This window comes from Ectopseudomonas chengduensis (genome assembly GCF_900102635.1).
Classification (GTDB): domain Bacteria; phylum Pseudomonadota; class Gammaproteobacteria; order Pseudomonadales; family Pseudomonadaceae; genus Aquipseudomonas; species Aquipseudomonas chengduensis.
The window spans coordinates 176,287-189,610 of the sequence record NZ_FMZQ01000004.1 but is presented as its reverse complement, the minus strand read 5'-3'; the positions used below and the strand labels follow the sequence as shown (position 1 = coordinate 189,610).

11 protein-coding genes and 1 tRNA gene are annotated in these 13,324 nt (G+C 63.2%); 3 read left to right on the top strand and 9 right to left on the bottom strand.

Annotated features, from left to right (window positions below; translation table 11 throughout):
* Nucleotides 1-35: 35 nt before the first annotated feature.
* The 7 genes from rtcA to BLS08_RS09140 form a co-directional block, all read right to left on the bottom strand.
* Complete coding sequence (rtcA, locus tag BLS08_RS09165; RefSeq protein WP_017678047.1) at nucleotides 36-1,061, bottom strand: RNA 3'-terminal phosphate cyclase; 1,026 nt, start codon at nucleotides 1,059-1,061, stop codon at nucleotides 36-38.
* A 72-nt stretch (nucleotides 1,062-1,133) separates the two neighbouring features.
* Nucleotides 1,134-1,922: a nucleotidyltransferase domain-containing protein gene (locus tag BLS08_RS09160; RefSeq protein WP_017678046.1), complete on the bottom strand. Its 789-nt coding sequence runs from the start codon at nucleotides 1,920-1,922 to the stop codon at nucleotides 1,134-1,136.
* Between the two features lie 14 nt (nucleotides 1,923-1,936).
* Nucleotides 1,937-2,515, bottom strand: a complete 579-nt coding sequence (locus BLS08_RS09155; RefSeq protein WP_017678045.1) for a hypothetical protein — start codon at nucleotides 2,513-2,515, stop codon at nucleotides 1,937-1,939.
* A gap of 48 nt (nucleotides 2,516-2,563) precedes the next feature.
* Nucleotides 2,564-3,916 carry a hypothetical protein gene (locus tag BLS08_RS09150; protein WP_017678044.1) on the bottom strand — a complete coding sequence of 451 codons (1,353 nt, stop codon included), beginning with the start codon at nucleotides 3,914-3,916 and terminating at the stop codon, nucleotides 2,564-2,566.
* A 5-nt stretch (nucleotides 3,917-3,921) separates the two neighbouring features.
* On the bottom strand, nucleotides 3,922-5,148 hold the full coding sequence (locus tag BLS08_RS09145; protein WP_026088682.1) for an RtcB family protein: 1,227 nt from the start codon (nucleotides 5,146-5,148) through the stop codon (nucleotides 3,922-3,924).
* A gap of 370 nt (nucleotides 5,149-5,518) precedes the next feature.
* Nucleotides 5,519-5,577: transfer RNA gene (locus BLS08_RS26310), tRNA-OTHER, on the bottom strand.
* A gap of 228 nt (nucleotides 5,578-5,805) precedes the next feature.
* A complete protein-coding gene (locus BLS08_RS09140; RefSeq protein ID WP_017678042.1) occupies nucleotides 5,806-7,356 on the bottom strand; it encodes a vWA domain-containing protein in 1,551 nt (516 codons plus the stop codon).
* 230 nt (nucleotides 7,357-7,586) lie between these two features.
* Between BLS08_RS09140 and rtcR the strand changes: the two genes are divergently transcribed.
* Together rtcR and BLS08_RS09130 are read left to right on the top strand one after the other, a co-directional pair.
* Nucleotides 7,587-9,191, top strand: coding sequence for an RNA repair transcriptional activator RtcR (gene rtcR, locus BLS08_RS09135; RefSeq protein WP_017678041.1), 1,605 nt, complete (start codon nucleotides 7,587-7,589; stop codon nucleotides 9,189-9,191).
* A 58-nt stretch (nucleotides 9,192-9,249) separates the two neighbouring features.
* Nucleotides 9,250-9,831 (top strand): NADAR family protein, encoded by a 582-nt coding sequence (locus BLS08_RS09130; RefSeq protein WP_026088681.1) that lies wholly within the window; start codon nucleotides 9,250-9,252, stop codon nucleotides 9,829-9,831.
* Nucleotides 9,832-9,899: 68 nt separating this feature from the next.
* Here BLS08_RS09130 and BLS08_RS09125 read toward each other — a convergent pair whose 3' ends face one another.
* Entirely contained in the window at nucleotides 9,900-11,753 is a 1,854-nt protein-coding gene (locus BLS08_RS09125) for an Lnb N-terminal periplasmic domain-containing protein (RefSeq protein ID WP_090336448.1), read from the bottom strand.
* Nucleotides 11,754-11,895: 142 nt separating this feature from the next.
* Between BLS08_RS09125 and BLS08_RS09120 the strand changes: the two genes are divergently transcribed.
* Nucleotides 11,896-12,240, top strand: coding sequence for a TraR/DksA family transcriptional regulator (locus tag BLS08_RS09120; RefSeq protein WP_017678038.1), 345 nt, complete (start codon nucleotides 11,896-11,898; stop codon nucleotides 12,238-12,240).
* On the opposite strand, the gene BLS08_RS09115 is transcribed toward BLS08_RS09120, so the two are convergent.
* Nucleotides 12,210-13,190 carry a magnesium transporter gene (locus BLS08_RS09115; protein WP_017678037.1) on the bottom strand — a complete coding sequence of 327 codons (981 nt, stop codon included), beginning with the start codon at nucleotides 13,188-13,190 and terminating at the stop codon, nucleotides 12,210-12,212. The two genes, BLS08_RS09120 and BLS08_RS09115, sit on opposite strands and share 31 nt — an antisense overlap.
* Nucleotides 13,191-13,324: the final 134 nt, after the last annotated feature.

The window sequence follows — 13,324 nt, the reverse complement described above, 5'->3', positions numbered from 1 at the left end:
TAGGAGAGCTCAGAGCCATCGGCGCCTGGCGGGTTTCAGCGACGCCGAAGCTCCACCTGCAGGGCGTGTTCATCGGTCTGAGTGCAGATGATGGCTACATTCAGGAAGTGCTGGATTACCTGCATGTTGCTGCTCAGATGCTCGCTCATGTGCGTTGTGCTGAAGCTGCCGCCGCCAGCCATGGCCAGTGGCAGCAGCAACTGATCGGCCAGGTGCTCGGCCACGGCGGCGCCGCTGTGCAGCCATTGCCGCGCTTGACCCACGGCCCGGTCAGCGACCTGCTCGGCGCGCACGCTGCTTTGGCCGACGCTGCTGAACACCTCGGTAAGGTGCTCGCAGGCGATTTCCAGCAGCAACACGTTGCCTGGGCCGATCTGCTTGTCCAGCCAGATGCCTTTCAGTGCCTGTTCCGGCCACTTCAGGCGCTTGCCGACACGCGCCAGTTCGCGCTCGGCCACATGGCCTGGCACGTCCGCCACTATGGCGGTTGCCAGCTGATGGTGAACGGCGCCGGGCGCCTTCAGGTGCAGCGGGCTTAGCACCGACGGTGCGACCTGCAGGGCGATTGCGCCGCCACCAGCCGGTGCGAAGCCATGGCGCAGCAGTTCGATCTCCACCTGTGCGCCCATGCGCCGGAGCAGCGGCAGCCAGGCCCGCTCGAGAAACTCGAAGGGTGGCGCCAGCGGGTTGTGCGTACCGCCGCTGATGTGCACCCGGCTGGGCTGGTCGGCTTGCAGCAGGGCGGGTAGCAGTGTCTGCATCACCAGGCTGCAGCTACCAGCGGTGCCGATGGCGAAGTCATAGTCGCCGCCCTGGATCGCGCCGGGCGCAAAGCTCAGACTCTGCGAGCCGAGCTGCGCGCCTTCCACGCGGGCCGAGCTGATCTGCGCGGCCGCTGTTACAGCCGTGAGATGCTGACGTAGCAGGCCGGGGCGGCTGCGCTTGGCGCGGATGTTGTGAATGCGAAACGGCTTGCCGGTGATCATCGACAGGCTCAGCGCGCTGCGCAGTATCTGGCCGCCGCCGATGGCGCCGTCCAGCTCGATAAGGTCCTTGTTCATCTGTAATCCTTGGTGATCGTTGCCACACTATCCGCACGGTGGATATCGGATCGGCTGCGAACTGTACTCGGCTCAGGCGTAGCGTTTCACTGTCTCGCGCAGGTAGGCGTCGAGCAGGCTGCTGTCCGCGCGGGTACGCGGCAGGCTCGGCACCGGCTGCTGCAGTTGCGTTTCGATGAACGCATGCAGAGCGGCGCGGCGCGGGCCATAGGCGGACTCGTCGGCGCTGCGCTTGAGAACCAGCAACTCCTCCACCTCGGCCAGCAGCGCAGAGTCGTCCACCGTCTGCAGCAGGTCGGCGAAGGTCATCGGCGGCCGGCCGCGACCCTGGTCGATCCAGCGCACGGCGAGCAGCGGGCGCAGTACGTAGAAGTATTTTTTCAAGCGCACCGAGTCGCCCTGCAGGTAGCCGCGAAAGTTCTTCCTGGCCATCGACAGGTAGTGGTTGCGCGCTGCCGGCGGGCTGTAGAAGTGCTCGGCCAGCTCGCGCAGGCGCGCGGTTGCCTGATCTTCCTGGCGATACACCAGCGGCGAGTCGAGCCACTCCAGCAGCGTCGGGTTGGACTTGCGCAGCAGGCCGAGGGTCTTGCGCAGTTCCCAGCCGCTGACGTCCAGCTCGTCGTCCAGTGGGCGTTCGATCACGTCACGCGGCGCATCCACCTGGACGAACCAGTCCGGTTTTTCCACGTATACGAAGCGCGCGTCGTAATCGCTGTCCGGCGAGGCAAAGCCCCAGGCGCGGCTGCCCGATTCGCAGGCATAGAGCACTTTGACGTTGCGCTCGCGCTCTAGCCGTTCGAGTTCGACCAACACCCGGGCGCGCATGGCGTCGCTGAGCGGGTGGCGTTGTTGCATGTTCATTTCTCTATCCTTGTTCAGTCTGTCGCGCTGGCGGCCAGCGCCGACAATGTCCGGCGTCGCGGGTTGTATAGGGTGAGGCACCAAATGCCCCACAATTCCTTGCCGTCGTCAAAGTAGCTGCGCCAGGTGCTGCGCTGCGGCTCTGTATCTGCATTGCCGACCCAATCGAGCACCTGCATGCCTTCTTCTGGATACAGCCGCAGCATTTGCAGCCATTCGCGAAAGTCCGCCACGTGCAACGGAGTGCCGTAGGGCGGGTCGCGGAAATTGCGGCACAGCAGGCCGTCCTCACTGGCCAGCTCATGTAGCTCTATAAGGTTGAAAGCCGTCGGGCGTGCTTGCGCAAAATCGGGTGTCAGGTCAGGCCAGCGTTGTTTAGCAAAGCGCGAGTCCTGTGCAATCAGCTCAAGTCGGCCAAGGCGAGCGAGCTCCTCGATGAGCTCGAACAGTATCTGCAGCACCTGCCGATGCTCCGCTTCGCCGGGTGTGGCGGTCGGATCGAGCGTGGACACCACGAAGTCGAACACGCAGCCCGCCTCTTCCAGGCGGGTGCGCAGTTCATCGAGTCGCTGGCTTTGCATCGGTTGCAGCATGGCTTCACCTCATTCTGCTATTCGCATTGCCTCGAGCTGGCGGTTCTCTCACGCCAGGCGTGTCACGCAATCTGGCGGCAGGGCACCGTTGTCCTGCAGCTCGGCAACCTGGGCAAGCAACTTACGGCGCTCGGCTGGCGCTGTGGTCGGGTCGACCATCAGGTATTGCTGCTGGCACCAGTTGGCGATCCAGGCCAGCCAGTAGTCGCGCTGCTGCACTTCGCTATCCAGGCGACGCAGCAGGTAGGCCAGCTGTTGCCAGCGCGGCCGCAGCGCCATCAGTGCGGCGCGGCGGTGGTCCGGTAGATGCTGCCAATCACGATCCAGGCGCCTGTCGAGTTCCGCTTCCAGTGCATCCCAGGGTTGGCGGCCCAGACATTCGCAGGCTTTGGCGAAGACCTTGTCGGCTGGATCATCCTGCATCGCCAACTGCTCGCTCAGGTGCTCGTCGCTTAGGCTCACTAACGCCGCTAGGCGCACGCTGGCCATGGGCGAACGTAGCGCCGCAGCACGCCAGCACTCATCCAGGCTGACCTCCAGTTCGCTGGCCAGGCCTAGTACGCCCAGCCATTCGCGTTTGGACTTGGGCAGGGCTGCGTCCAGTCGCTTTGCGAGCACTTCGCCGGCATCGAGTTGCCAGCGTGGCGCCGCCCAGCGGGCCAGGTTGCGGACCGCCGGCGAGGCGTCCAGCAGAGCATCACGCAGCATCTCGCGTGGCTCGTCGAGCCGGCTCAGCAGCGCATGCATGGCCTTGACCCGCACGCTGGCACCGGGTGTAGCCAGTGCCAATTGCAGCAGCGGCACTGCCTGTTCCGCAGGCAGGCTCTGGCAGGCTGAAACCGCCATCTGGCGTACCGTCATCTCGCGGTGTGCCAGTGCCTTGCCGAGCAGGCTGACGGGCTCGTCGCTTGCCTCCAGCAGCAGGTCGAACAGAAACCGAGCGCTTTTGCCGTGTTGAACGAGGAACGCTGCCTGCACTGCATCGCGTACTTCGGCACCCTGCAACACCGTGCGTGCTGCCGCCAGTGTCTCTCTGTGGTCGGCACGCTGGCGTTCTGCAAGCGCCATCAGCGGTTGCAGGGCATGTAGCAACGCTGGCGTATGCTCGGGTACGAGATAGCGCTGCACGCCCGCATTGGCCAACTGGCGTACCTGCGGCACCCAGTCGTTGACCCGTTCGAGCAGGGCGGCCAGGGCTTCTGGTGAAGGCAACTCGCTCAGTTTACGCACCGCCACCTCGCGCACGAAACCGTTGTGGTGACTGCTCAGCGTGAGCCAGTCGCCTTCGCCCTTGCAGTCGGCTAGGACCTCCAATGCCTCGTGGTGACGATAGCTTTCCCAATAGTTGTCGGGCGCTGGGCGACTATTTAGCCGCTGCAGCCAGTCTTTCAGGTGCTTCATAGTCTCTATCCTTTCACGCACACCACCTGACGCAGGGTGTGCACCACTTCCACCAACTCGCGCTGGGCGTCCATTACCTGATCGATGTCCTTGTAGGCCATCGGTATTTCGTCGATCACGTCGGCGTCCTTGCGGCATTCCACATGAGCCGTGGCGCGGATCTGATCTTCGATGGTGAAGACCTTCTTCGCCTTGGTTCGGCTCATGGTGCGCCCGGCGCCGTGGCTGCAGGAGCAGAACGCCTCCTCGTTACCCAGGCCGCGCACGATGTAGCTCTTGGCGCCCATGGAGCCGGGGATGATGCCCAGTTCGCCCTTCTTCGCTGACACCGCGCCTTTACGGGTTACCAGCACCTCTTCACCGAAGTGACGTTCCTTCTGCACGTAGTTGTGGTGGCAGTTCACTGCCTCCAGGGCCACCTCGAACGGTTTGACGATCACGCCGCGTGCCGCCGCGATCACCGCATGCATCATCAGCGCGCGGTTCTGCTTGGCGAAGTCCTGCGCCCAGCCCACAGCTTCCACATAGTCATCGAAGTGCTGGCTGCCTTCCTCGAAGTAGGCCAGGTCACGATCCGGCAGGTTGGCGATGTGCTGGCGCATATCGGCCTGGGCCAGTTCGATGAACAGGTTGCCGATGGCGTTACCCACACCGCGCGAACCGCTGTGCAGCATGAACCAGACGCGGCCTGCTTCATCCAGGCAGACTTCGATGAAATGGTTGCCGGTACCCAGGGTTCCCAGGTGCTTACGATTGTTGGTTTTCTCCAAACGCGGGTACTTGTCGGTGATCGCCTTGAAGCGCTCGCTCAGCGCCGACCAGGCGTGGTCGGCCATCTCCGGCACGTTTTCCCAGGCTCCCCGATCACGACCGGCGCGCGTGTTGCTGCGCCCGTGCGGCACGGCTTTCTCGATGGCGGCGCGCAGCCCGGCCAGGTTATCCGGGAGGTCGTGCGCCATCAGCGAGGTGCGCGCGGCGATCATGCCGCAACCGATATCCACCCCGACCGCAGCCGGGATGATCGCGCCGACCGTGGGGATCACGCTGCCGATGGTCGAGCCCTTACCCAGGTGCACGTCCGGCATCACGGCCAGGTGCTTGAAGATGAAGGGCATCTTCGCGGTGTTCATCAACTGCTGCTTGGCGTCTTCCTCCACCGGAACGCCTTGCGTCCACAGTTTGATTGGCTTGCCGTTTGCGACTTCCAGCAGGTTGTAAGTTTTGCTCTGCATCATCATTCACTCGTAATTCGGGCTGGCTGGGCCAGCGTGCTTGCAGTGCGGCGACAATCGTTGGTGAAACATGCGCGTCGCTCTATCCTGTTGAGCTACCCGTTGCCGGGGCGGGATTCGAACCCGCAACCTTCACGTCCTGTAGTTCCACCGGCATTCGCCGGGTCAATAAAAATGGTGGATGCGGGCCTCCGTGCAGCGACGAGGTGATGGGCACATTTGCTCTACCGACTGAGCTACAGCCTTGCGGCTGACGGGGCTCGAACCCGCGACACAATGTAGTACCCAAGGCATTCGCTGCCTGAAAAAGATGCGACGACAACGAGTGGTGAAACTCGCGCTCTCCCATTGAGCTACGGCCCCCCAGTGATGGAGCCGACGGGATTCGAACCCGCAACCTCGATCTTAAAAGGATGTAGTTCCACCGGCATTCGTCGCAAAACCGTGAATCAGGTGGCACGACAAGATAAGTGACTGTTCCGTGTTGCCACGGGCCGGTATCGAAACCGGCATAACCGATGTACAGCCACTGGCATTCGTGCCTTCGCTCGTAGTCGACAAGTTCGTGATGAGACGTCTTGGATGTAGTCCCATCAGCATTCGAATACGCTTGAATCGTTGATCTGTGCGCCCGGCCCCAGTCGGCCGGGCGCGTTCTCATATCTCCATCTGCTCGATGGCGTCGACCCAGTGGCCGGCGCCGAAGGTACCGCTGGCGAACTGCGCCACCACGTCGAACACCGCGTCGCTGAAGCCGCCGACATTCAGGATATCCGCACGATCCGGCGCCTGGGTGGTGCCATGGGGTTGCAGGTCGATGCAGATCAGCCGCGCTTGCGGGTTGAACTGCTTGATTCGCTCCCACTGCCGCAGCGTCTCGGTGGCGCCATGGCGGCGGGCGTCGATCCAGGATTCGTTGTCGGAAACCAGAATCAGCGTATCCACTTTCGCCTTGGCATCGGCCAACTGCTTCAGCGGGGCGGAGCAACTGGTGCCGCCGCCGCAGATCGCCGCCAGCCTCGAAGCGTTGCTCATCACGCTGTCACGCGGGTTGAGCGTCATCTTCACCACTTTGTTCTCGAACGGCAGCAACTGGGCCTGCGGCTGCTTGCGCAGGATCGCTGCGGCCACCAGCGCCGCCACGTCGATGCAGCGCACCGCAGTGGTCGCGCCCTGGCGGTAGCCGGTCACCGGGCTCGCCATCGAGCCGGATACGTCCGGGCATACCACCACCTGACCGCTCAGCGCCGGTACATTGCTCAGCGACAGCTCCAGAGCATCCTGCAGCGCCTCGCGCACCGTCGTTGGCACGCCGTCGCCGGTCATGCGGTAGGCCGCCAGCAACTGGTACGGGTAGACCCGCGCCTTGCCGATTGCCTCGCCATCGGCCAGACGCCGCGCCGCCATTTCGGCACAGCCCTCGACCGCGAATGCGCCATGGCGCACCAGCGTATTGAGGTTCATGCGCAGCGCCTGCCAACCCATGCGACCGGCCAGTTCGGCCCATTGCGCCGCGCTCAGCGTCTCGTTGCCGAGCAGTTGGAACGGCACGTCCGGCAACTCGCTGCTCGCGCCGCTGCGAAACGCCAGCAGGGCGTGGGTCAACGGCGGCAGGGCAGCAGCATCGGCCGGCTTGCCGATCAACCAGGCGAAGAAGGCTTCACGCCAGGCCTCGCTCGGCTTGGGGTGAACCATCTTCACCACGTCGGCCAGCGACGGCTGGTTGCCGACTGCGGCCTGCAGCAGTTGGCGTTCGCTGGCGGTGTTCAGCCAGTTCTGCACCAGACGCTTGGGCTGCGAACCGAGCGACTTGCGTCCGGTCACGCAGCTACGCAGGATCTGCACGAAGGTGCGCAGCATCTTGCCGTTATCCACTACCTGCTCGAACAAGGCCGGCACCAGGCTCGAGCGTTGTGCGGCCAGGGCTGCCAGCAGCAGGGCCGGCATGTCCTTCATGTGGCCCTTCTTGCGGGCATAGAGCGCGGCTTTGGCCACATAGCGGGCGTCCAGCTCGCCGACCAGCTTGAGCACTTCGTCCAACTGGGTTTGCGCATCGGCATAGACGGTCTGGTTCAGGCAACCGGTGACCGCCAGCTGGGCCAGCTTGTGCTTGGGCTTGTAGGCATAAGCCGGCGCCTGCTGTTTGTTCAGCGTGTCGCTGGCCGGCAGTTGGGCTTGGCGGGTGTTGAACAGGTTGAAGTTGGCCATCTTGGCGTCTCGCAGTGTTGTCCGTTGTTGCCAGGACTATTGCAGCGGCTGTGCCAGGTTTATCTTTCGAGTTCTTATTTTTATTTAAAGTATTGATTTAAAAGTATTTTATTTTTGTTCGAGATGATTTTTGCTGGATCTTGAGGTGGTCGGCTTCAGCAGCATGATATCTATATAGATCGTAATTTATCTTTTTGGATAAGATGCTGGAGGGTCTACGAGGATTGAACATGATTCGCAAGCGTACCGTCGCCATCGGCTTTATCGGCACCACCCTGGATCGGGTCGGCAAGGGTGCCAATCGCTGGAACAAATGGCGGCCGAGTATCGGCCTGTGTCAGCAGCCGGATCTGCTGATCGACCGTCTGGAGCTGATCCACGGCTCCGACGCACGTGATATCGGCCTTGCCGAGCGCATTCGCGCGGACATCGAGCAGATCTCCCCGGAAACCGAGGTGCGCCTGCAACAAATGCAGTTGCGCAACCCTTGGGATTTCGAGGAGGTCTATGGCGCGCTGCACGACTTCACCAATGCCTATGTCTTCGATACCGAACACGAGGACTATCTCGTGCATATCACTACCGGTACGCACGTCGCGCAGATCTGCTGGTTCCTGCTGACCGAGGCGCGCTATCTACCGGCAAGGCTGATACAAACTTCACCCACACGCAGGCGCGCCGAGGTCGATCCGGTCACGGGCACCTACACGCTGATCGACCTGGATCTGTCGCGCTATGACCGCATCGCCTCGCGCTTTCAGAACACACGCCTGGAGGGGCTGGCCTTCCTCAAGTCGGGCATCGCCACGCGCAATGCCGCCTTCAACCGCTCCATCGAGCAGATCGAGCGAGTCGCCGTGCGCTCCTCGGCGCCCATGCTGCTGATCGGCCCGACCGGCGCGGGTAAGTCGTTTCTGGCGCGGCGGGTGTACGAGCTCAAGCGCAGCCGCCATCTGGTCGATGGTCGCTTCGTCGAGGTCAACTGCGCCACCTTGCGCGGCGATGGCGCGATGTCGGCGCTGTTCGGCCATATCAAGGGCGCTTTCACTGGCGCGCAGAACGCTCGTGATGGCCTGCTGCGCGCTGCCGATGGTGGCATGTTGTTCCTCGACGAGATTGGTGAGCTGGGCCTGGACGAGCAGGCCATGCTGCTCAAGGCTGTCGAGGAGAAACGCTTCTTTCCCATGGGCTCAGACAAGGAGGTGAGCAGCGACTTCCTGCTGATCGCCGGCACCCACCGCGACTTGCGCGCGCGGGTGGCTGAAGGTCTGTTTCGCGAAGACCTTTACGCGCGGATCAACCTTTGGACCTTCGATTTGCCAGGCCTTGCCGGGCGCCGCGAGGATATCGAGCCGAACATCGATTTCGAGCTGCAGCGCCATGCCCGCGAGCAGGGACGGCTGGTGCGTTTCAATCTGGAGGCGCGGCGGCGCTATCTGGCCTTCGCCAGCTCCAGCGAGGCCGCTTGGCAGGGCAACTTCCGTGAGCTGTCGGCCTCGATCACGCGCATGGCGACCCTGGCCGACAGCGGGCGTATCGATGAAGAGCAGGTGCGTGAGGAGATCGAGCGCCTGCGCAGAGCCTGGGGCCAGGTGGAGCAGGACGATGGGCTGAAGGCCTGGCTGGGCGAGGCGGCGGACGAGCTGGATCTGTTCGACCGCCTGCAGTTACGGGCGGTGCTCGAGGTCTGTCGTCAGGCCGATAGTTTGTCCGATGCCGGGCGCCGGCTGTACCAGGTGTCGCGCCTGAGCAAGGCGCAGCCCAACGATGCCGACCGGCTGCGCAAGTACCTGGCGCGTTTCGGCCTGGAGTGGAAGGATCTGCTCGGTAACTGATGGCTGTGCTTTGCTCCGGTATGCTGTGCGCCTGATTCACTCCATGCAAGGAATGCCCATGCGCCACCCTATGACCGTCGAGCAGTTGCAGCAGGCCTGCACAGCTGGGCATCGTTTCGACTATCTGTATTTCTGGGGGCACAGCCGTGCGGCGGGGACGCCGGTTGGCAAGAGTTGTCTGAGTCAGTGGTATCCCTCGGCCTTTACCCTCGGAGGCATCCGCTACGCAACGGCCGAGCACTACATGATGGCTGGCAAGGCACGTCTGTTCGATGATGCCGATGCGCTGCAGCGCATCCTGGCAGCGCGCATACCGAATGAGGTCAAGGCGATAGGCCGTGAAATCCGTGGTTTCGACGAGGCGCTTTGGCGTGAAAACCGTCAAGCCATCGTCTTCGAGGGCAATCTCGGCAAGTTCTCCCAAGACCCGGAGCTGGCACGTTACCTGATGGGAACCGCACCTCGTTTGCTGGTGGAGGCCAGCCCGGTCGATCCCGTCTGGGGTATCGGCCTGGCAGAGGGGGATGCCAATGCTCATTCGCCCGCGACCTGGCGTGGCCTTAACCTGCTGGGCTTCGCCCTGATGCAGGTGCGTGAATGCTTGTTGAACGAGCCCGGACGCTTGCACAGCGAGGCTTGAGCGAGCTGCCTGCCATCAGCGTCGAGCCTCCTTTTGGGCTGGCGAGTGGTCGCTGAGCACGGGCTCGATCAGTAGTGATACCAGCGCAGCTCCAGCCTCACTTCGTTAACCGGGCTGGCCAGTTGGCTGAACTCGCGCTGGGCGCTCAGGTGCAGGCCGAGGTTGCGTGACATTTCCCACTGTTGGTTGAGCGACAGGCGCCGGCGCACTTCGCCGTTGTGGAAGTAGTCGCCGGCCGCCTCCAAGGTCAGGTTACCCAACGGGTTGCGCCACAGCAGCCCGCTGTTGAAGCCCAGCGCCGGGGCGATCACGGCAGCGAAATCCTCGTTGTATTCCAGGCGCGCGGTGCCGAGAGCGAAGCCGAGCAGGTAATCGTGCAACTGCCAGGTGGCACCGGCGCCGCCGCTGATATGGCTGACCAGTGGGGTGTCGCCATCTTCGCCGAGCACCCGCTCCAGGCCGCCGCCAACCTGCCAGGACAGCGGCTGCAGCAGGGCATTGCGCGGTGTCAGTGAGCGAATGTTGGCCAGGTCCAGGCGTTGCAGTTGCCAGTGGTTGTTCTCGTACTGGCGCAGCTTGAGCTGGAAGATCTCGATCTGTGCGCCGAGCGGGAAGCCGTCTAGGTTGTCGTTGAGGTCGTGGTAGGCCATGCGCAAGCCGTACTCGGCAAAGGCGCGATCGTCGCGGTTGCCGCCAGCCAGTTGCCAGGTGCGCGACTCATGGCCTTCCTCTGGTAGCGGCGGACGCTCGACCTGCAAAGGCGGTGGCGGGTTGCGATTGATCGCACCGAGCAACTGGAAGCTACGCTGGGCGTTGCTGCTACGTTCTTCATCGTTGGCGTGGTAGCGCACCAGGCGGAAGGCGGCGTCCTGGATCAGCGCGCGGCGTTCGGTGGGCAGGGCGAGAAAGTCGCTGTCGTCGAGCTGCGTTGGATCCTGGCTCAGGCGCAGGACCCACGCCTGCTCGTCGCTATTAAGCGGTTCGGCGCGCGCCAGCAGTTCGCGCTCGCGCGAGGGGCGATAGTCGATGCGTTCGATCAGCCCGGCCTCCTTGACCGCACGCACGGTATCGGTGGGGATGGCGGTGAGCGGGAAGTGCTCGGTCAGCTCGATGCCGGGGCGGGCGATTTCCAGTAGCTCCAGCAGGCGGTAGGAGCAGTTCTCGTCGAAGAAGAAGTAGTCGAAGCGAATCTGCTTGAGCTCCCAGACGTGTTCGACCATGCGCGCGGTTTCTTCCGCCGTCAGGTTCAGCCGGTATTCCCACAGATCGCGGTTTTCCAGGCGGTTGTACTCGCTGAGTTTCTCGCGATACGGCACCAGGGCGAACAGGCCGGGGTAGCCGCCCATCAGGCCACGCCAGGCATAGAGAATACTGTTGTCGTCACCTTCGATGAAGGCGCCGAAGTTCAGCGCGTAGCTCAGCAGCGCGGTGTTGTGGCTGTCGATATCCGGTTGATCGATGCGCAGCAGGGTATGGCCGAACATCGACGAGGGGCTGTTCAGGTAGGCCGCCGGGAACACCAGCACCGTGCTGTGCGGATTGACGTCGGCGATCCAGTTTCGGTATTCGGCGCAGTCCGGGCTGGGCAGGTCATCGAGCTGCAATTGCGCCTTGAGCCAGCGGGTACGCGCCGGGTAGACGCATTGCGGGTGACGGTCGCCCAGTTCAGCGGGTTGGTACAGGGCCTTCAGGGTCGCCTGCAGTTCGGCTGCCGGATCACTGTCGCCATCTTCTGCGAGAAAGAAATCGTCGTCGTCGACATAGCTGCGCCAGCCGCCGAGCTTGCCGGTCTCGTAGTGGCCTAGGGCGATCCAGTAGGGGTCGTTGGCCAGTTGTTCGAGCGTGGCGGCATGCAGGGGAGGACTGAGGCTCAGGGCAAGGACGGCGAATATCCGTTTCAAGATCGCTCTTCTTCTGGTCATGGCGATGGCCGAGCTTTGGCCAGGCTGTCGATTGGTGTCAAGGCAGTCGAACAAGACATTTTGCGCAAGTGCTGACCGGCGTCAGTCACGAGCTTCGTGCTGCGCATCACACTGAGCGCTCTTCAACGCAAGGAGACTGCTCATGGCTCACCGTGATGTGCTGGACGCTCTGCTGCATGACTACACCACCCGCGCCGAGGCGATTCGCCGCGATCTGGGGCGCAGCCACTCGGCGGATTTCGCCGAACAGGCGCAGCAGCGGCAGAACGACGAAGTGCTCGAAGCCCTGCTGGCCGAGGCCGAACATGGTGTATTGCTGGTGCGCCAGGCGCAGCGGCGCCTGGCCGAAGGGCGTTATGGCGAGTGCCTGTGTTGTGGCGAGCCGATCGAAGCGGCGCGCCTGGCCGCCCTGCCGGTTGCCGAATACTGCTTGCGCTGCGCCGAGGATCTTGGCGATTACAGCAGCCAGGCGGCCAGGCTGAAGTAGAACAAAAGTGTGCACAGGTCGGTGACTGCCAGGGTCACCGGCCCTGCGGCGATTTTGGGGTCAAGTCTCAGTGCGTGCAGCAGCGTCGGTACGCTGAGGCCGAGCAGGCAGGCAGCGCCGAGCGACAGCAGAATGCTGGCGCCGATGATCAGGCCGGTCCAGGCTTCGCCGCGCCAGAGCCAGACGATCAATGCCACCAGGCTGCCGCAGGTGGCGCCGAGCATCAGCGCGGTCGGCAGTTCATGGCGCAGGCTGCGCAGGTACCAGGCGAGATCGGGCCGCACGCTGCGCAGGGCCTGGATGGTCACCGACATCGATTGCATGCTCACGCTTTCGCCCAGGCCCAGCACCAGGGTGAGAAAGAACGCCAGGACGATGCTCTTGGCCAGTGTGAGCTCGTACAGGCTGGCCAGCAGGGCGCAGAGGGTGCCGCTGGCTATGGTCGCCAGCAGCCAAGGTACGCGCAGGCGAAAGGCCCAGAATGGCGAGGCGTTGCCAACCTGGGCGACGTGAAAACCCAGGGTTTCGAACAGCGCATCGGCTTGGTTGCGCTGACGCAGGTCGTGGCTTTCCTCATTGAGCAGGGCGATATCCACCAGGCCGCACAGGCGCTGCTGCTCGTCCACCACTGGCAGCGCCAGGAAACGGTGACGGATCAGCATCTGGCAGGCATCGAGGATGGTTGCGCGATTGGGCAGCGCGATGATGGCCGTATCCATCAGTTCGACCAGCTTGGTGTCCAGCGCAGCGGTGAGCAGACGACGGCTGGGTAGCACTCCGATCAGACGCTGCTCATCGTCAACCACATAGAAATAGATGATGCGCTCGCCCAGGCCTTGGACCCGTATGTCCTCCAGCGCCTCGCGCACGCTGAGCTGATGATTGAGTGCGGCATAGTCATGGCGAGCGACATGCAGGACGGGTAGATGCAGGTGATCGGCTCTGGGCATGGCGGCTTTCGCGTGAAGGACGGTGGTGGGCAGCTTATTACTCGCTCGGATTTTTCATCCTGAGCTGAATCAAGCCTTGATCCCTTTCGCGCCACAGGCCCAGAATCACCCCATGTTTTGCGGAAACTTCCGCC